This is a genomic window from Alteromonas sp. 5E99-2 (genome assembly GCF_017368475.1).
GTDB lineage: Bacteria > Pseudomonadota > Gammaproteobacteria > Enterobacterales > Alteromonadaceae > Alteromonas_F.
This window is the reverse complement of sequence record NZ_JAFNJE010000004.1, coordinates 14,812-34,200: the sequence shown is the minus strand read 5'-3', so window position 1 is coordinate 34,200 and position 19,389 is coordinate 14,812. Positions and strand designations below refer to the sequence as shown.

The window sequence follows — 19,389 nt, the reverse complement described above, 5'->3', positions numbered from 1 at the left end:
ATGGCTAAATCGCTATCGTTTTTAGATAAATCATTTTGGATAACGGAATCGGCTGCAAACCCTAAACATGTAGGGTGTATACAAATTTTAGAGATGCCTGATGGGGTTATTCCATCGGTGTATGTTTCCAATTTAGTTGCAGAGTTCAAATCTTTCGACAAAGCGGTGCCGCCATTTCTATGTAAAGTGAAATCTGTGATGGGGTACCCAATAGGGCTTCAACCGGTTAAATCTTTGAATATGTCCTACCATGTTCAGTTTCATAAAGTTGAGGATGTTAACGACCCCATTGCCATGGATAACAAAGTAGCATCCATGCATGAAACCCGTTTAGACCCTGATAAACCACTATGGCAATTTCATGTTCTACACGATGATGTATCTCGTCGTTTTGCCATTTATATTCGTGTTCATCACATGTATGGAGATGGGGCAACCTTAGTCAGGTGGTTCCAAGCAGGGTATTTGAAGCAGCCACATACTGGCTCATTTATCCCTGTTTGGGCAATGAAACGTAAACGTTATTCAAAACCTCGTCTTTCGGTCTTGGCAATGTGGAAAAGACGAGTTGTGAATTTCGTCCATATTTCACGGGATTTAACGGTGATCTTCATTCGTCTACTGTTAAAGTTAATTCGCGTTAATCGCCACTACATGCCAGTGCCGTTTACTGGAACAAAAACCATCTTAACGGGGCAAGTAAAAAATGGGCGGGCTGTGGCCACAATGGATATCGACTTTGCTCGGGTTCGCAAAGTAAGTAGGCGATGCCGAGCAACGGCAAACGAAGTCTTATTGTGCGCTTTTGATATTGGGGTACATAGGCTTTTACAAGATCACGGGCACACATTCAAAAAAGCTTTGTTGACTAATGTGCCTATTAATTTGAGGCGCCCGGGTGAAAAAACCGGTGGAAACAAGATAGCAATAGTCCCTGTGAAACTGGCTCATGGAGAAAGCGACCCCTATTTGCGACTTCGTCAAATTATCTATAATCACCGTATCGTTAAAAACGCAGCGCAACGAGCAAACCCAGGCTCGTTTAGTGCTTACACCATTGTTATTCAATCCTGTGCCTTAGTGATTGAATGGTGCCGCTTATCGAATTACATTCCTCCTATTGGAAATATTTTAATTTCTAATGTACCGGGGCCCAAAGACACCCGTTATTTAAAAGACAGCAAATTAATTTCGGTGTATCCGGTGTCCACAATGACGCCAGGAGGCGGTGTTAATATCACTTTGATGACCTACAACGGAACCGCCAACATAGGCTTTGTTTGTGGGAATAATAGAATTGATTCATTGCAACCATTAGCAGGATACGTTGAAGAAGCGTTTGATATGTTGGAAAAAAGCGTTGATGACCCGACGTTAAGTATTGATGATATTGGTGAGCACGAAGAAGATATTCCCGTGTCTATTGTAGAATCTTAACTTGGCGCATTTAGGTAGGGCCTATTAGGTAGGGCCTACTAAGACAACCAAAATCGCAGTTTATTATGTTCAACCGTGACTTTTTTGCCGATTTTACTAAACACGTATTCTCGCCAAATAGCCTGATCCATAGTAATAGAGCCTGCACTTTTGTTAAGTTGAGTCACAATAGCCTGTTCAATGGCTGGTTTATGATCATCTAACACCTGTTGTTTGTTGTTCTGGGCAATACTATTTAAATAGGTAATGGCTGAGCTAGATAAACCCGCAGTTGCTGTATTGAGCATACTTGTAAGAGGAGACGCTAGCGAAGCGGTAAATGCCAATGGTGAATACTGGGTGAGCCGGTTAGTCGTCTCTTTTATTAAGGTGTATTCATCGTCAATCCATTGAAGTTCGTCTATTTTTAAATCTATAAAAGTTAATTTTTCGTGCTTCCTAATATAGTTAGGTGAGGCGCTAATTATCGCCATTACATGGATCCGATAAAGAGTGTTACCCATAAAATCAATACTGAACGCGTTGGTTGTGTGTAACCTGAGCCGATTATCGACGTTCAATGAAACAGTGGCATTATTACATTGCAAAGTGGCATTACCGATCGGTACGTCAACGGTAATTTCCTGTGGTAAATAAGGCGATATAAGTTCGTTTAGCTCTTGTTCTGAAAAATCGTCGAAGTGCAGTCGTCCGCATTTCACCAGTACCCAGGCAATAATTACGCGGCAACGATCAGCGAACGAAAGGTTTTTCATAGCGTATTATTTTTACTAGACAAAGAGTGGGTAGTTCCGCGAGTATAGGTGTAATAGCAGGTACAACACAAGTCAGCCTTTTGGTTTTAATTATTCGGGTGTGTTATGCAAGAGTTCAATCAAGATTATGATTTTATTATTGTCGGCGGCGGATCGGCCGGTGCAGTATTAGCATCTAGGTTAAGTGAAAATCCAGCAGCTAAGGTAGCGCTGATTGAAGCTGGAAAGCCAGATAAACATCCCTTGATTCACATTCCTTTTGGCTTGTCCTTAATTAGTCGCCTGACAAGTATTGGTTGGAACTATAATACAGAAGCCCAGAAACACCTTGATGGGAGAGAGTTGTTTTGGCCTCGCGGTAAAACCTTGGGCGGTTCCAGTTCGGTAAATGCTATGTGTTACATACGTGGACAAGCTGAAGATTACGACGCTTGGGTTGAGCAAGGGGCTACAGGTTGGTCATTTAATGACGTATTGCCTTATTTTAAACGTTCAGAAGATTTTTTTGGCGGTAAAGATGAGTTTCATGGTGAAGGGGGGTTATTGGGGGTAAACGAACTTCGCCATGTCGACCCGCTTTCTAGCGCTTTTGTTAATGCCGCAGAAGATGTTGAACTCAAGGTCATTGATGATTTTAACCGTATGCACAGAGAAGGTTTAGGACTATATCATGTGACTCAAAGAGGCGGCCAGAGATGCTCAACTGCGAAGGGGTTTTTATCTGATATTCGCCATCGGTCTAATTTACATATACACACCAACACTCATGTCGAAAAAGTGTTAATTAAAGCCAAAAGAGCCATAGGCGTGCAAGCTCGCTTCCAAGGTAAAGTTCTAAGACTTCATGCAAAAAAAGAAGTTATCTTAAGTGGGGGCGCTATTAATTCTCCTCATATTTTAATGCTTTCTGGTATAGGCCCTGCAGAAGAGTTAATGGATAAAGGTATACACGTCCAACACAATTTACCGGGAGTAGGTAAAAACCTGCAAGACCATTTAGACAGCTTGGTGCAATGCACAACAAATATAAAACAAGGTTACGCTATTTCACCCACAGCGTTGCCTAAGTACATTGAAGGGGCTTTTAAATATTTGTTTAAAAGGGAAGGTGTATTTTCTTCCAACATTGCTGAAGCCGGTGGTTTTGTCCGCTCTCGCCACGGAAGCGAAAAGCCGGATATCCAATTGCATTTTTTGCCTGCAATATTGAAAGATCACGGAAGAAAGTTTGTGGCGGGGTATGGATTTGGAATTCATGTCTGCTGTCTTTACCCTAAAAGTCGAGGTTATATTGGTTTACAAAGTAATCACCCTGCTGACCACCCGATAATTCAACCCAATTATTTGTCTCACGAACACGACTTAGAGGTGATGATAGATGGCGTGAAAATCGCTCGTGATATTTTAGGCTCACCGGCTTTTGCGCATTATCATGGCAAAGAAATAAGTCCTGGCATTGAAGCTCAAAGCGATAGTGATATTGGCGAGTTTATTAGACACAAGTCAGAAACTATTTATCATCCCGTTGGCACGTGCAAAATGGGATCTGTAGAAGACGATATGGCGGTTGTTGATAATCAGTGTAACGTTAAAGGGATCGAGGCTTTAAGAGTCGTAGATGCGTCTGTGATGCCATCACTCATCGGAGGCAATACTAATGCGCCGACGATTATGATTGCTGAGCGAGTCGCTGAATGGATAAGCCAAAAAGCCATGGTATAAGGTGTTAAAATTGACGTAATTGAAGGGCTGGTGTTTTTTGGTCAATTTTGAAGTCAAATGCACGCAATACATTCATTCCCAGCAGGCCTTCCGCTTCATCAAAGGGATCTGAGGGTAATACAATAACCGGTAAATCCGAGAAGGTAAATTTACCCAGTTGTAATTCTCTAAATGCGACCATGGGAGCGTCAATCACACCGCTTGCTGTACTCACTTGAAAAACTCCCAGAAACTCTGCATCGTACTTTTCAGTTAAACGGTCTACAGTTCTGGCTGATAAGGCTGTAATACTCGCTCCTGTGTCGATAAGCAAACGCACAGGGGTTTGCTCGATAGTAATATCAACAAGAAAGTGATCTCGACTTCTAATTAGTGCAACTGAATCGGTTTGCTTTGAGCTATTTGATCTGTCTTGTGTTGTCGGTAAAAACTCAGATGTATTGGCAGGTCTTTGTTGATTGGCATACATTTGATTTTTCAGTGTAATGGCTTGTGGATCGAGCTCATCCAGAGACGCAAGAACACTCTCCATCAAAGAAAAATTTTCTTGCTGTCCGTATGCTTCAGCCAAGGTCAATATGTAAGTTTTGTTATCGGGAACACGTTGAAATAGTGGCTCCATAAACTGCGCAAGCATATCCCATTGTTGGCTTTTTTGTAGTTGTAAAACCCCGTGGCTGCTTAACTCGTCTATTTTATCTTGAATATATTTATGAGTGTTAGGGTCAAAGGGCCTATCGAGTAAAGAGTAGTAATTTAATATTGCTTCGGAGAGCGGCTGGGTTTTTGCGATAAATTCAGCTTCCATTAACAGCAATTCGGTATTGTTAGGTAAAACCCGCAACGCATCTCTTAATCGGCGGCCCAGTTCAATGTACTCGCCATTTTTTAAAAGTCTTCGTAAAGGGGCAATATTAAGGTTCGAAGGTAATTCTTCATCTTGTTTTAATGTTTGCTCTTGCGTATTTAAAGAATCAGGAGAACTAGTTTTTGTGGCAGTTTTATCGGTTGTTTTTTCCACTACCGGTGTGTTTTTTATTTGCGTAGGGTTTGAAGTATTCCCAAACCATAGTGCAATGTTAAATCCTATGGAAAGTAAAATTATTACGATCAAAATGCCTGTAGTTCGATTCACTGAACTTCTCCAATACAGGCTCCGCCGTACACGTCTTCAAAAATCGTAGGCATACGAGTTGGACGACCGGAAGATAACGCGATACAAACAAACAAGGTTTCAGCTTCAAAAACGATTTTCTTTCTTTGGGTACAAAGATACTGAAATTTGCGTTTTAGCTTAATTTTCTTACTGCACTGTACAACCCATGTTGCGCATAAAAGAGTTTCATTGAGATTGCAGGGCAATAGATAGTCCACATTATGTGACTTCACAACCATAGCCCTATCTAGAGCTTTATATTGCTCAATCGTTAGGCCTAAATTATTTGAATGGGCCCACGCTGTTTTTTCCAATTGTGCAATATAAGCTACATTATTGGCGTGGCCATAATGGTCGATGTGTTCTTCTTGAATCTGCCATTCAAGTATAAAAGGGTTGTCGTAACGCCACGGGAATGAAGTCATTAGCTTAATTCGGGTATAGGGTTTTCATTCGATACATCAAAAGTATCGCTATGCAGTGTTTGCATGATTTCTCTTTCTTTAGCAATAATCGGAGAAATAAAGCTGTTTACATCACCTATATTTTTAAAGGCCCTAAAGCCTCGCTCTAGAAATTCATGAAGAGTCAATACACCGGCTGCTCTAGCGGGCTGCCGTGCTACTTTTATTAACATAGACACTCCGGGAATCTTTACTACATCTGCCAGTAGGCTTCCCAGATGGCTAATGGTGTTAAGTTGGTGTTGCCTGTCTTCAAATCGCCCCATTGCTCGGTACGCTTGGGCGTAGTTAGTCGGATTGAGAGGCCCTTTTAAGTGATGGATTAAATCTAGATCCATATCAAAAGAAAGGGTGTTTAAGGCTATCGCATCGGCTAATGCACTTGTTGCTTTTTCAGGTAATAAGGCTGCGAGTTTAGGCACAATTTTTACTATATCGGCATCTCGTTGACTAAAATCTTTGGGGCCGTAAAGCTCATCCACAAAAAAAGCCATAGCTTCTTTATATTTGTCTTGTTTTGCTAATTCTGCATGAGTGGTTAACAAACGTTGACACTGCCAATGTTGTAAAGCAATAACTGCGTCGAGAGTTTGCATTTTTTTAGCAAGATCTCGTTGTGCTTGCGTTTTACGCAGATCCGCTATTATTTGTTCGGAGATAGAGTGCAAATAACTGTCCTTTTTTGTACACCTTCGCTAGCATAGCCGATAGTGCCTTACTTTTGCTACACTATTATGCATTAATGCTGAGTTAGCTGGTTTATTTTTGTTAATAAGTATATGAAAGAAAATGAAAAAGTGCGGAAATTAATCGAATTATTTGATGTTACATTTCAACACTACAATACGCGTTTGATATTAGGGGATGATGAACCCCTCTACGCTCCTCAAGATCAGCACATACCTTACCACCGTATCATTTTTGCTCATGGCTTTTTCTCTAGTGCGTTACACGAAATTGCCCACTGGTGTCTTGCGGGGGAAAAAAGGCGGCTGCAAACAGATTACGGCTACTGGTACGAGCCAGATGGCAGAAATGAAAAACAGCAAGCAGAGTTCGAACTTGTTGAGGTAAAACCTCAGGCTATCGAGTGGGGATTCTCGCTGGCGAGTAATCATAAATTTAGGGTCAGCACAGATAATTTAAATGGGGCACAGCCCAACACCGAAGCCTTTGCGAAAGCGGTTGAAACCCAACTTGGTGTTTATATGGAAAATGGTTTTCCTCCTCGCGCTCAAGTTTTTATACACGCTTTACAAAAAACCTTTAATGTTTCGTCTATGTGCGGTTCGCTTGCGTAATAAATAGACAACGCCTGAAAACAAAAACTGATAAAATTCAGTATTGCTCAATTATCCAATAGGAATATACATGCATTTAGCTTGCTCAGAATGTTTTGCGATTAATCGCATACCTGAAGATAAAGACCATACCCAAGCGCGTTGTGGAAAGTGTCAAAATAACGTGTTTTCAGGCGAACCCGTAGCGCTAACCGATAGTACTTATGCGCATTATATTCAAAAAAATGATTTACCTGTAATTGTGGATTTTTGGGCGAGTTGGTGTGGACCTTGTCAAGCTATGGCTCCCGTATTTACTAGTGTCGCTAGGCAGTCAGAAACAGTATTATTTGCCAAAGTTAACACTGAACAAGCGCAACGGATTTCTGCAGAAGCGTCTATCCGTAGCATTCCAACCTTGATCTTTTTCCATCACGGCAAAGAAATTGACAGAATGTCTGGAGGGCTGAGCGAGCAGCAATTAAAAAATTGGATCATGCAGTGCATACAAAAGCTCGGCTAAAAATTGGCATTGTCGTTAACCCTTATGCCGGTATTGGCGGGGCATTAGCGCTAAAAGGCAGTGACGGGCATGACGTTCGTGCTCAAGCATTGAGTGCAGGTGCACAATGCTTGTCCAATGACAAAATGCGTAATGCGCTTAAACTTGCTGTTGAAGAGTTACAGCAGGTTCAGATTTTCACGGCCTCAGGCAGTATGGGAGAGAGTACATTAACTGCTTTGGGGTTAACGCCTTCAATTGTGTATTCCCAAACACATGCTCAGTCAGAAGCATCGGATACTGAAAGCGCAATAATTGCTATGCTCGCAGAAGAAATCGACGTGTTAATTTTTGCTGGAGGCGATGGTACTGCAAGGAATGTATTTCATTGTGTTGGTCAAACTATCCCAGTGCTAGGTGTTCCCGCAGGCTGCAAGATTCATTCAGGTGTTTATGCTGTCACACCTAGTGCCGCAGGTGAGGTACTAAGGGCGCTATTAAGGGGCGAAGCTGTAAGCCAAATTGAAGGTGAAGTGCGGGATATCGATGAATCTGCGTTTAGGCAAGGTAAAGTCATCGCGAAGCACTATGGTAGTATGCGAGTGCCGTCTCATTTGAATTACGTCCAAGCCGTTAAAATGGGGGGCCAAGAAAGCGATGAATTGGTTCTTCAAGACATAGTTGATGATGTCATCGAAATAATGGACGAAGAAGACGATTTCTATTATGTAATGGGCTCAGGCTCTACCCTAGCATCAGTAATGGCATCGTTGAATTTGCCAAACTCCCTTTTGGGCGTAGATGTGGTTTATCAATCTGAGTGTATCAAAAGTGATGTGGACGCGTCTTACTTAGAACAACTAGTGAATACGCATAAAAACAAAGTGAAATTAGTGATTACCGTAATAGGTGGTCAAGGACACATTTTTGGCCGAGGTAATCAACAACTAAGTCCTTGCTTTTTAAAACAAATCGAAAAACAAAATATATTAATTTTGGCAAGTAAATTGAAACTAAATTCATTGGAAGGTCGACCTTTACGAGTCGACACGGGAAATGAAAGAGTGGATCGTAATTTACAAGGACCTATAACAATTATTACCGGTTATCACGACCGAGCTTTATATCTGGTGGAATAGCAATATGGCTGTATTTTTAAATCAAGTAATGGCGTTGGAATCGGCGCTGGATAGTGTGGTAGATACGGGAACTGACGAAGAACTTTTTATTGCCAGTTACTTACAAGGTCATGTCGCGGTGATTGCTAAACCAATGGAAGTTGAGCCAGGCGCGTCACTGCCTTTACTCAATGAAAAGGTACTATCCAGCTTGCACAGTGCGTTTGACAATAATGAACTAGAAAGCGGCGATCAAAAACGAGTTTTAGCCTTATGGCAGTCCCTAGTCGGCGACTTAAATGGAAGCAATAATAGTTAAGTGCCACATTGATTTTAACAGCTGTTAGTGGCTTGTACTCAAAATAGTACGCGGGCTATTACCTAAAGCGTAGGTTATCACTTGAGAGCTGGTCGATTGATGTTTTTCCCATTAGCTTCATGTCTCTTTCAATCTCAGCTCTCATTAGTCCAAGCGCTCTTTCTACGCCTGATTGACCTGCGGCTGCGAGGGGGTATAGATACATTCGTCCAATACCGACTGCCTTTGCGCCAAGAGAGAGCGCTTTTAAAACATGAGTTCCGCGTTGCACTCCACTATCAAACAAAACATCAATTTCATCTCCGACTTCCTCGACTATTTCTGCAAGTTGATCGAAGGAGCTACGTGAACCATCTAGTTGGCGGCCTCCATGATTCGATATGACAATCCCTGTACAGCCAATATCCACAGCACGACGGGCGTCTTCTCTACTCATTACACCTTTTAAACAGAACTCTCCGTCCCAAAATTTCACCATTTCGGCAACATCATCCCAGTTCATAGATGGCTCAAGCATATTAGTAAAGTAATCGCCAATTGACGTTGCGCCTCCACTCATATCAATGTGCTCATCTAATTGTGGTAGTCTGAATTTTTCGTGGGTGACATAATTGATGCCCCACATGGGTTTGATTAAAAATTGTAATATACCGCTGAGGTTCAATTGAAAAGGAATAGAAAACCCCGTGCGTAAATCCCGTTCTCTATTACCACCAGTAATAGAATCAACGGTTAGCATCATAACTTGTACACCAGCCTCTTTTGCACGTTGCATCATAGCTCTATTTAATCCGCGGTCTTTGTGAAAATAAAACTGATAGACTTGAGGCGAGTTGATTTGTTTGGCTATCTCTTCAATGCTTACTGTACCTAATGATGAAACTCCAAATAGGGTTCCAAATTTTTCTGCGGCATTGGCTACAGCCCGTTCGCCTTGGTGATGAAACAAACGTTGTAATGCTGTTGGTGAACAGTAGACGGGCATGTCTAATTTTTGTCCCATTACAGTGACAGATAGATCCACATCTTTAACACCAGCCAGTACGCTAGGCACTAAATCACAACTTTCAAACGCTGCAGTATTGCGTCGATACGTTGATTCGTCATCAGCACCACCATCGATATAGTGAAATATTGGACCGGGTAATCGCTTTTTTGCCAATGTTCGAAAATCATGAAAATTGTGGCAATTTTTTAATCTTGTCATTTTAAACCTGTATTTTGGAGCGTTTTAAGGCGAACAAACACCTTGATATAGAGTTTTACAATCGTCTAATTTGCGACACTAACAACATGCGCAGTTACGCTTGTGCTTTTCCATTTTGCCCACACCGGGATTAAAGCTATTTGTTGGGTCTAGCTGACGATAAAAGTTTTGTAGGGCAGGTTCTGCTTGGTATACATGACCTACATTGTGTTCAGCGGGGTACTTGGCACCTCGGTTATCTAACAACGTTAGCATCTTCTTTTTGACAGCCATGGCATCGACACCTTTTTTCAATACATAGTCTTGATGAAAAACGTGGCAGAAAAAATGTCCATAGTACAAACGTTTATCTATATCACGGTTGATATCCTCGGGAAGTTGTTCAACCCAATCGGCGTCATTCCGACGCAGTGCTATATCTAAAGCAAGGATATCGCCTACTTTATTTTCGTTAAGAGTTTGATAACGAATTGCTGCTCCAGCGGCGGCAAAACGATGCAAAAATGCCTTTTCTGCTTCATCTGGCTCACATTCAAAGTAGCTGCCGGAAGAGGGGGCTTCTGCGAAAAATTGGCTTAAAAAAGTTCGGGCTTCTTCAATTCCGTCATCGCTCATTTTAAGAATAAGATGATGTTCAAACTGATGACGAAACTGAAGCATTCTTTCAGGTAAATGTTGAGGGAATAGCTTTGCAATCCCTTGCATTAAACGATCGGTGATGTAATTGGGTAAAAATGGTACCCGATTCAGTACCACATCTATTTTCGCTTTCATTGCAAACATTTTAGGGAGTTGATCCGTGCCTAAGTGTTTCACACTTAAAAAGGTGTCCTTGCCATAATCTTGCGCAACATCAAAAATATCTCGATGCATATATTCACCCACTTCGGGCATGGCTTTGAAGGAACTTAGAATATCTTTTCGAATTTTAGCTAAGGTTTTTGGTGAATTAGTCCCTATGTAAAAACTCTGCTCTTTTTTAGGTTTGGAAAACGTATCCAATCTCACTGCAAATACCGCTATTTTCCCCGCACAACCACTAGCTTCATATAATCGGTTTGGGTCGGCGTTAAAGCGGCTTGGCGTATTGGCATTTACGTCTCGTAGTATGTCTACGTAATCCGTTGCCGATGCTTTGCCAGTGTCATATTGTATATCAGTATTGTTGAATATTTCATTTTCCAGATTGGTTAGTATTTCTTCTGGAGTGTCGCCTAATTCAATACCCAAATGGTTAACTAGCTTGAGTTCACCTTTCGCGTTTACCCAAGCGTAGACAGATAGTTCTGTGTACGCAGGTCCTCGTTTAACTAGAGTTCCCCCTGAGTTATTTGCAACGCCACCAACGATAGATGCACCAAGACACGACGAACCAATAACTGAATGAGGAGAGCGTTCTAACGGCTTGAGTGCTTTTTCTAGTGTGTGGAGTGTGGTTCCAGGTAGGCTAATTACTTGCTTTCCCTCATCCAATAAAATTAGTTTGCTCATGGCCAAGGTGTTAATGACAACTACGTCTCTGTCGTAATCAGACCCACTGGGTGTCGACCCTTCAGTCAAGCCGGTATTTGCAGCTTGCATAACCATAATACAATCCGCATTAACACAAAGTTTAAGTACTTGCCAAAACTCCAAAAGCGTTTGGGGGAATACAACCGCAAGGGCTTCACCTTTGCCTGAACGCCATCCTGTAACGAAATGTTCGGTATTGCGTTTTCCTGTTGCTACTTTGTCCTTACCTAGAAGTACTTCGAAATCATTAATCAAGGAATAATTTGATACAGTCATAGTTTAATTCTCTTCCTCTCTACCTTACAACGGCTAGTGCTATTAGCGCGATAACACCCGCAGTAACAACATAGTATAAAGTGGGTAAAATTGTTTTTCTTAATGTTGCTCCTTCTTGACCGAGTAAACCTACAGTAGCAGAAGCTGCAACTACGTTATGAATCGCGATCATGTTGCCAGCTGCCGCACCAACGGCCTGCGTTGCAACCATAAGGGCAGGGGTAATACCTAAAGTTAGAGCTGCCTCGTACTGAAACTGGCTAAACATCATATTCGATACTGTGTTGGAACCCGCAATAAATGCGCCTAATGCACCAATAGAGGGGCTGACTAAGGGGAAGGCATCACCAAAAATAAAAGCAAATAATTCGGCGCCCGCAACAGGCATACTGGGTAAGTCTGCTAAATTGACACTAGAATTAATAAATAGGCGAACCATAGGAATAGTAAACACTAGAACAAAACCTGCTCCCATAATAGTTTTAAATGAATCGCCTGTGGCCTTGCCGAATATTGATAACTTTTTACCTTTTTTACCTTGCATCATAATTGCTGCGAGCGCAGCAACTACTAATATACCTCCAGGTAAATACAGCGGACTAAACCCTGCATTAATACCCGCTTCGCCAAATATATCGGTGAAGTTTAGAGTTACACCTGTAAGTATTGCTTTAAAGTCGACAAAGACGCGCGAGCACACTAATAACGCCGCTACGATAAGATAAGGCATCCAAGCGATTACAGGAGATAGGTTCCTGTTTACAGGGATGTCGTCATTTCTAGTTTCTAAATTACCAGTCCACCCTTCTAACCACTCACTTTTCTTCGGAAAATCCCACACTGTTTTGGGCACGAATAAGCCTTTTTTTGCGGCATTAACTACGATAGTCATGCTGACTAAACCTCCCATTAATGAGGGGAATTCAGGACCAAGAAATATTCCGGTTAGGGCATAAGGAATGGTGAAAGTTAAGCCTGCGAAAATCGCAAATGGTAAAATTTCAAAGCCTTCTTTCCAACTTTTATTTTTGCCAAAAAAGCGGGTTAACATTATAGCCATTAAAAGAGGCATGAAAGTACCTACAATACCGTGAATAATGGCAACTTCAGTTGTGATCAATTGAAGAAATTGCTCCCAATTACTGCCGTGTGTTTGCAAGGTTGCAGAAATAGCTGTTGTGTCTAAACCTTTATTTACACCTATTATTATGGGGGTACCTACAGCTCCAAATGAAACAGCAGTACTTTGAATCATCATACCCATAAGTACAGCAGCTAAGGCTGGAAAACCAATGGCAACCATGAGTGGTGCAGCAATAGCTGCGGGAGTACCAAATCCGGACGCGCCTTCAATAAAGGTTCCAAAGCACCATGCAATAATGATAGCTTGTATTCTTCGGTCCGGCGACACTCGAGTAAAACCCATTCGTATAACTTGAATGGCACCTGTGTATTTAAGCGTATTGAGTAGAACAATCGCGCCAAAGATGATCCATAATACCGATACTGTAATGATTAAACCTTGTAATATTGACGCAGTAACTCTGCTTACGGACATTTCCCAAACGAACAAAGCCATTATTATCGTGACGGCTAGCACTATAGGCATGGACCTTCTCGCTGACCATTGTAGTCCGAGTAATAGTATTGCCGATAAGGCTATTGGGAATAAAGCTAAAAGTCCCAGTGTATGGTTCATAATCATCTCCTGGCAGTTAATTCAGATGAGCAAAACAATTGATTTGTTTCAATTTTGAACTAACAATGATGTTAAAAATGGGTTAAATCAATGTGAAATCAACTTTACACTTGCTTTGGCTATTGATATACATTCATCAAAGACATTGTTTTTTTCTTTTTTTGCTATAATTGAGGTGTTTTATGGTTAAAGCAGATGATATTTTTTTATTTGTGCATGTTGTAGATGATGGATCTTTTTCCAAAGTTGCAGAAAAGTTGGAGTTAACCAACTCGGTTGTAAGTAAACGTATTGGAAGATTAGAAAAAGCCCTTAATATACAATTACTCTATCGTACTACACGTAAGTTAAGTTTGACTGATGCTGGTCAAGCTTTATACGGTAAAGCAAGACTGGCGAAATTAGCGCTTCAAGATGCAGAAGATGCGGTAACAGGTTATGCAAATGAATTAAAAGGTACAATAAAGGTTACTGTACCTGCTGTATCGGCTCAAATCGTTCTTAACATTGCCGCTGCCACGTTTTGTCAACTTCACCCAAAAGTTAATATTGAACTCTCAGTAAGTAACCATCTTGTGGACCTTATTGGTGATGGTTATGATCTCGCTATTCGAACTGCCCACTTAGAAGATTCATCCCTTATTGCTCGACGCCTCATTGATTCTCAATGGATCGTTTGTGCAAGCCCCGAGTATCTGCGTTTACATGGAGTACCTGAGTTACCAGAAGAACTAAAAAATAGGCATTGTTTGGTTTATCGATATGATGGGAAAAATGCTGAATTGTGGAAATTCCAAGTTGACGGTGTGGCGCAAGATGTAAAAGTTGAGGGGCGCTTTAATACTAATAATTTAGATGGATTGCGACAAGCATCACTGGCTAGTTTAGGTATTGCTTATTTACCTAGAGTGCTAGTGCATGAAGACTTAGTATCAGGTCGCTTAATTCAGATACTGGAAAAGCACGCTAACAAGCGATTGGGTATTTTTGCTGTACACCCAAGAACTCGTCAGCCTGATAAAAAACTAAAATTGCTGATTGAACATTTCAGAACAGCCTTCCAAAATAAAAAAGAATACTTCTATTAAAACGTGAACTTCGCTGATAACTGAAAGTAGTTAGAATCTATGTCTTCTATGGCTGCATCATCAACGGAGTAGTTTCCAAACTCGGCCCCAATATTAAGGTATGGCGTAATATCTTCAATCAAATTGATTCCCCAATGATTGCGTTTTCTATCTAATATATCCGTTTGTCCTGAACCATAGAAAGCGGTCGTTCGCATGGTTTCAGTCCAAAAGTGTCGGTAAGAGATTGTAAAAGCCGTTGTTGTTTCAACCTCAGTCTCATTGGTGGTTGGATTAACGACAATATCAGGAGTTAAACCAGCAGAGACATATCGTCCTAAGTCGCCGTGATTGATTTGAAAGCGCAGGTCATCTTTTTTAAACGTTTTTATTTTTCCAGATACGTTGAAGCCAAAAGCTGTTTCGTCTAATCCACCTTGATCAATAATCCTAAAAAGCGTTGCAAATGTTAATCTTCCCCATTTTGCATCGTGATTATAGCGGCCGATAAAATCGGGAATGGACTCATCAGGATCAGCATCTGTGCCGGTCAGCCCCACCGCACTTGAGGAAAAACCATTGTCTCCATCGCCGTTAGTTTCAGGGTTTTCTATCGCAAATTGCCAAGGTCCATTGGTGTATCTAATTAGAGTTTGTCTAATGAACGCTTCACCAACGTGAGGCCCTCCAAAGTCCAATGTTTCAGGTATAGCAGCAAGCGGCATAAATGTGGTCCAGGTTTGACCAACCTTCCAATTTTTATACTCGATAAACAGATGGCGAATACGAGGGGTCGTTGAATTTGATACAATCTCGTTACCGCCGCCACCATAAAAATCAATTTCCACATAACCTGAAACGTCCTTGTGGCTCCCTTTAATTCCTAATCTAGACTCTCTAAAGTTAAATGCGGTGGTAGATGTTTCAATGGCCTCTCCACCAGGAATATTGGCAACCCAATAATCCTGATAGCCCACATCTCCGTTTACATGTCTTGCATCAACTTTTAGGTAACCTGATACCGAAACATGGGTATCCGGTAAGTTTTTACTTTTGTCGAGTAACTCTATTGCTGAAAGTGCATTAAAACTGAGTAAAGATGTACCAAGTAAAATTAGTGTTGTCAGTGTGTTTGTTTTTTTCATTTTTTTCCTACATTTAATTAACATTGGTTTGGTGCAGTAATTTAAAGTCTAGTTTATTAATAAAAAATAGACATACAGTACAATCACTTTTTCTTTAAGTGACATAATGAATTTGTTTTTTTAGGTCAAATTGATCAAAAGCTGTAAGTTTTGTTGGAATATTACAGGGTGGATTACTTTTTGTGTGTGGGTTGAATAGATTTAACCTAGTTAGAATCTGAGAAGCTTTAGTGTCTGTGTTTATGCGTATTTCGTAAAAAGGCTGCGAAATACGCAGCCTTTGAGGGGTTATTTTAATGCATTAGCAAGATACAGCCAGGTTTCAACTACTGTGTCTGGGTTTAATGAAACAGTATCAATGCCTTGCTCAACTAACCAAGCTGCGAAATCGCTGTGATCTGAAGGACCTTGTCCACATATACCGACATATTTCCCTCGTTTTTTAGCTGCGCTAATAGCCATGGAAAGTAACACTTTTACAGCTTGATCTCTTTCGTCAAATAAATGAGCAATGAGGCCGGAATCTCTGTCTAGACCAAGTGTCAGCTGGGTCATATCATTTGAGCCAATTGAGAATCCATCAAAAATATCTAAAAATTGATCGGCCAAAAGGGCGTTAGATGGAAGCTCGCACATCATGATTACTCTTAGTCCATTTTCTCCTTTGACTAAACCGTGTTCAGCAAGGAGTTTGATCACCTGACGGCCTTCATCCAGTGTCCTAACGAAAGGAACCATGATTTCTACATTGACGAGCCCCATATCATTACGAACTCGCTTTATTGCCTCACATTCCAGTGCAAAACAGGCTTTGAAATCGGCTGAAATATAGCGGCTAGCGCCGCGAAAACCTAGCATTGGGTTTTCTTCATGAGGTTCGTATTGATTCCCTCCAACGAGATTAAAGTACTCATTCGACTTAAAATCAGATAGACGAACAATGACTTTTTCAGGAGAAAAAGCTGCGCCGATAGTTGAAATACCTTCAACTAATTTTTGTATGTAAAATTCGACTGGGGATGGATATCCAGCCATCATTTCGTCAATATCTTTTTTTATATCAACGGGCTGTTTGTCATATTCTAATAATGCTTTTGGGTGTACTCCAATCATTCGGTTAATGATGAACTCTAAGCGGGCGAGACCAACGCCTTTATGAGGTAAACGCGAAAAATCAAATGCTCTATCAGGATTACCCACATTCATCATGACTTTTAGGGGCATCTCTGGCATTTGATCAATACGAGATGTTACTACCTCGAAATCCAGTTGTTGGTCATAAATGAAGCCGGTATCACCTTCAGCACAGGATACGGTGATCGTATCGCCCGTTTTAATTAAATGGGTTGCATTTCCACAGCCGACAACGGCAGGAATGCCCATTTCACGAGCTATAATCGCGGCGTGGCACGTTCTGCCGCCTCTGTTTGTCACGATTGCTGAAGCCCGCTTCATGATAGGCTCCCAGTCGGGATCCGTCATGTCGGTTACTAAAACATCGCCAGCGTTGATTTTATTCATCTCATCAATAGATGAGAGTACTTTTGCTTGGCCTGCACCAATTTTGTGACCGATTGCTCTACCTTCTGTTATGATTTTAGCTGAACCATTCAGTTTGAAGTTTTCAATAAATTGAGATTTTTCACGGCTGCGCACAGTTTCAGGACGAGCTTGTACAATGTATAACTTGCCATCATTGCCGTCTTTCGCCCACTCAATGTCCATAGGACGTTGATAGTGATTTTCAATAATTTTAGCTTGACGGGCTAAGGCCTGTACCTCGTCGTCGGTCAACGAAAACTGATCACTGTCAGATTTAGCTACGTCGACAATTTCTACTTGTTTGCCATGCTCTAGGTTATCTGAGTAAGTCATTTTTATTAATTTGCTGCCAAGATTACGCCTAACAATGGCTGGCCGCTGGGCGGCTAACGTAGGTTTATGTACGTAAAATTCGTCTGGGTTTACAGCTCCTTGGACTACCATTTCACCCAAACCATAAGAAGACGTAATAAATACGACATCTTCAAAACCAGATTCAGTATCGATGGAAAACATGACACCTGAAGACGCTAGGTCACTGCGAACCATTCGTTGAATACCTGCTGATAGTGCAACACCTTTATGGTCATAGCCTTGGTGAACGCGATAAGAAATCGCTCTATCATTAAAAAGAGACGCAAACACGTGCTTAATAGCAATAAGAATGGAATCAACCCCTTTTACATTTAAAAATGTCTCCTGTTGGCCTGCAAATGAAGCGTCAGGCATATCTTCGGCGGTAGCGGAAGAACGGACAGCAAAAGACATATCTAAACTATTTCCCTCTTGCAAACGGAAAACGTCGGTTCGGATCGCCTTTTCAAACGCTTCTTGAAAAGGGGTTTCAATAATCCATTGACGGATTTTAGCGCCGGCAGCGGCTAGGGCACTTATATCATCGACATTAAGGGAATCGAGTAATGAGTATATTTTGTCTTCTACGCCAGTAGTTTGCAAAAACTCATTAAAGGCATCGGCAGTGGTTGCAAAACCACCAGGGACTTCAACACCTGCATTTGCTAGGTTCGAAATCATTTCCCCTAGTGATGCGTTTTTACCCCCAACTTGGCCAATGTCATTCATTCCCAAGTCTTGATACCATAAAGTGTAATTCAACACGTGCTTTGCTCCAAAACGTTATTTAATCAATAATGTTGTTTGTATTAAAGTAAGTTTACAAATTTCTTTCATTTTCTTGGTTTGTTTTCAAGATCATTGTTTTTCAAAAGAATATGGCTTTTATATAAGTCTAGCTTTTGAGGCGTAATCATAAATTGAGCTTAATATGAAAGTAAAATTTAAAATTTCACTGTAATTAAATTACGACATTGTTAAGGAGATGTTATGAGGTCAGCGTTTTACGTATCAGATGGAACTGCGATTACTGCCGAAGTGTTTGGTCATGCTCTGTTGTCATTGTTTACCGTAGAATTTAAACATATCACTTTGCCATTTATAGAAACAACAGAACAAGCTGAAGCTGTGCTGAGGGAAATTGAAGTCTCTTATAAAGAATCGGGCGAAAGGCCATTAGTTTTTTACACTATCGTCAATGTAGAAGTGAGTTTGATAATTTCTAAATCTGTGGGTATCAATTATAGTTTTTTAGATCGTTATGTTGCTTCATTGGAAGAGGAGCTAGGGCTAGCATCAAAGCCTCTTAAGCATAGAACTCACAGTATTCACGAAAAGACCTATGATTTTCGGATTGATGCAGTTAACTATGCCGTAGCGAATGACGACGGTTCTAGTTTAAAAAATTATGATGACGCCGACGTGATTTTGATTGGGGTTTCTCGGTCTGGAAAAACGCCTACTAGCTTATATCTTGCATTACAGTACGGGATTAAAGTGGCGAATTATCCTTTTACAGAAGAAGATATGGGAGACATATTGAAGTTACCTTTGAGTTTGAAAAGCTATAAACACAAATTGTTTGGACTGACAATAGATGCAGATAGGCTACATCAAATTCGTTCAGAGCGCAGGTTTCAAAGTAAATATTCTTCTCTTCGTCAATGTAAAATGGAACTGAGAGAAGTAGAAAACTTATATCGTAAGGAACATATCCCTTTTCTTAATAGTACTACTTATTCCATCGAAGAGATGTCGGCCAAAATATTGACTCAAACAGGGTTACAAAGACAGCATTATTAGGGCGTATTAAAAATTAGCACTTTCAAACAAA

At 41.0% G+C, this 19,389-nt stretch carries 17 protein-coding genes; 8 read left to right on the top strand and 9 right to left on the bottom strand.

Annotated elements, in window-relative coordinates; all coding sequences use genetic code 11:
• Nucleotides 1-1,437, top strand: a complete 1,437-nt coding sequence (locus J3L16_RS05475; RefSeq protein WP_207611893.1) for a wax ester/triacylglycerol synthase domain-containing protein — start codon at nt 1-3, stop codon at nt 1,435-1,437.
• Nucleotides 1,438-1,475: 38 nt separating this feature from the next.
• Here the strand turns inward: J3L16_RS05475 and J3L16_RS05470 are convergent, their stop codons facing one another.
• Nucleotides 1,476-2,192 carry a hypothetical protein gene (locus tag J3L16_RS05470; RefSeq protein WP_207611892.1) on the bottom strand — a complete coding sequence of 239 codons (717 nt, stop codon included), beginning with the start codon at nt 2,190-2,192 and terminating at the stop codon, nt 1,476-1,478.
• 105 nt (nt 2,193-2,297) lie between these two features.
• Between J3L16_RS05470 and J3L16_RS05465 the strand changes: the two genes are divergently transcribed.
• Nucleotides 2,298-3,914, top strand: a complete 1,617-nt coding sequence (locus J3L16_RS05465) for a choline dehydrogenase (RefSeq protein WP_207611891.1) — start codon at nt 2,298-2,300, stop codon at nt 3,912-3,914.
• A gap of 4 nt (nt 3,915-3,918) precedes the next feature.
• On the opposite strand, the gene J3L16_RS16525 is transcribed toward J3L16_RS05465, so the two are convergent.
• From J3L16_RS16525 to J3L16_RS05450, 3 genes are read right to left on the bottom strand one after another with little or no spacing between them, the layout of a single operon-like run.
• Entirely contained in the window at nt 3,919-5,049 is a 1,131-nt protein-coding gene (locus tag J3L16_RS16525; protein ID WP_207611890.1) for a retropepsin-like aspartic protease, read from the bottom strand.
• Nucleotides 5,046-5,495: a thioesterase family protein gene (locus tag J3L16_RS05455; protein ID WP_207611889.1), complete on the bottom strand. Its 450-nt coding sequence runs from the start codon at nt 5,493-5,495 to the stop codon at nt 5,046-5,048. The genes J3L16_RS16525 and J3L16_RS05455 overlap by 4 nt, the downstream gene beginning before the upstream one ends.
• Nucleotides 5,495-6,202, bottom strand: a complete 708-nt coding sequence (locus J3L16_RS05450) for a hypothetical protein (RefSeq protein ID WP_242698688.1) — start codon at nt 6,200-6,202, stop codon at nt 5,495-5,497. Before J3L16_RS05450 ends, J3L16_RS05455 begins: the two co-directional genes overlap by 1 nt.
• Before the next feature lie 111 nt (nt 6,203-6,313).
• Here J3L16_RS05450 and J3L16_RS05445 point away from each other — a divergent pair, with 111 nt between their 5' ends.
• The 4 genes from J3L16_RS05445 (at nt 6,314) to J3L16_RS05430 (ending at nt 8,753) form a co-directional block, all read left to right on the top strand.
• The gene (locus J3L16_RS05445) at nt 6,314-6,835 is read left to right on the top strand and encodes an elongation factor P hydroxylase (protein WP_207611888.1); all 522 of its coding nucleotides are present in this window, start codon (nt 6,314-6,316) and stop codon (nt 6,833-6,835) included.
• A 70-nt stretch (nt 6,836-6,905) separates the two neighbouring features.
• On the top strand, nt 6,906-7,337 hold the full coding sequence (gene trxC, locus J3L16_RS05440; protein WP_207611887.1) for a thioredoxin TrxC: 432 nt from the start codon (nt 6,906-6,908) through the stop codon (nt 7,335-7,337).
• Nucleotides 7,316-8,455: an ATP-NAD kinase family protein gene (locus J3L16_RS05435; protein ID WP_207611886.1), complete on the top strand. Its 1,140-nt coding sequence runs from the start codon at nt 7,316-7,318 to the stop codon at nt 8,453-8,455. The genes trxC and J3L16_RS05435 overlap by 22 nt, the downstream gene beginning before the upstream one ends.
• A 4-nt stretch (nt 8,456-8,459) precedes the next feature.
• Nucleotides 8,460-8,753 carry a YfcL family protein gene (locus J3L16_RS05430; protein WP_207611885.1) on the top strand — a complete coding sequence of 98 codons (294 nt, stop codon included), beginning with the start codon at nt 8,460-8,462 and terminating at the stop codon, nt 8,751-8,753.
• Between the two features lie 58 nt (nt 8,754-8,811).
• Here J3L16_RS05430 and J3L16_RS05425 read toward each other — a convergent pair whose 3' ends face one another.
• The 3 genes from J3L16_RS05425 to J3L16_RS05415 form a co-directional block, all read right to left on the bottom strand.
• Nucleotides 8,812-9,960 (bottom strand): alpha-hydroxy acid oxidase, encoded by a 1,149-nt coding sequence (locus J3L16_RS05425; RefSeq protein WP_207611884.1) that lies wholly within the window; start codon nt 9,958-9,960, stop codon nt 8,812-8,814.
• 78 nt (nt 9,961-10,038) lie between these two features.
• Nucleotides 10,039-11,748, bottom strand: a complete 1,710-nt coding sequence (gene dld / locus J3L16_RS05420; protein ID WP_207611883.1) for a D-lactate dehydrogenase — start codon at nt 11,746-11,748, stop codon at nt 10,039-10,041.
• Nucleotides 11,749-11,767: 19 nt separating this feature from the next.
• Nucleotides 11,768-13,447, bottom strand: coding sequence for an L-lactate permease (locus J3L16_RS05415; RefSeq protein ID WP_207611882.1), 1,680 nt, complete (start codon nt 13,445-13,447; stop codon nt 11,768-11,770).
• A 182-nt stretch (nt 13,448-13,629) separates the two neighbouring features.
• On the opposite strand from J3L16_RS05415, the gene J3L16_RS05410 reads away from it, so the two are divergent.
• Entirely contained in the window at nt 13,630-14,535 is a 906-nt protein-coding gene (locus tag J3L16_RS05410; protein WP_207611881.1) for a LysR family transcriptional regulator, read from the top strand.
• Here the strand turns inward: J3L16_RS05410 and J3L16_RS05405 are convergent.
• Together J3L16_RS05405 and ppsA are read right to left on the bottom strand one after the other, a co-directional pair.
• Complete coding sequence (locus J3L16_RS05405; protein WP_207611880.1) at nt 14,532-15,659, bottom strand: DcaP family trimeric outer membrane transporter; 1,128 nt, start codon at nt 15,657-15,659, stop codon at nt 14,532-14,534. The genes J3L16_RS05410 and J3L16_RS05405 overlap by 4 nt on opposite strands.
• Nucleotides 15,660-15,947: 288 nt before the next feature.
• Nucleotides 15,948-18,320: a phosphoenolpyruvate synthase gene (gene ppsA / locus J3L16_RS05400; RefSeq protein WP_207611879.1), complete on the bottom strand. Its 2,373-nt coding sequence runs from the start codon at nt 18,318-18,320 to the stop codon at nt 15,948-15,950.
• Between the two features lie 225 nt (nt 18,321-18,545).
• On the opposite strand from ppsA, the gene J3L16_RS05395 reads away from it, so the two are divergent.
• Nucleotides 18,546-19,358, top strand: a complete 813-nt coding sequence (locus tag J3L16_RS05395) for a pyruvate, water dikinase regulatory protein (RefSeq protein ID WP_207611878.1) — start codon at nt 18,546-18,548, stop codon at nt 19,356-19,358.
• Nucleotides 19,359-19,389: the final 31 nt, after the last annotated feature.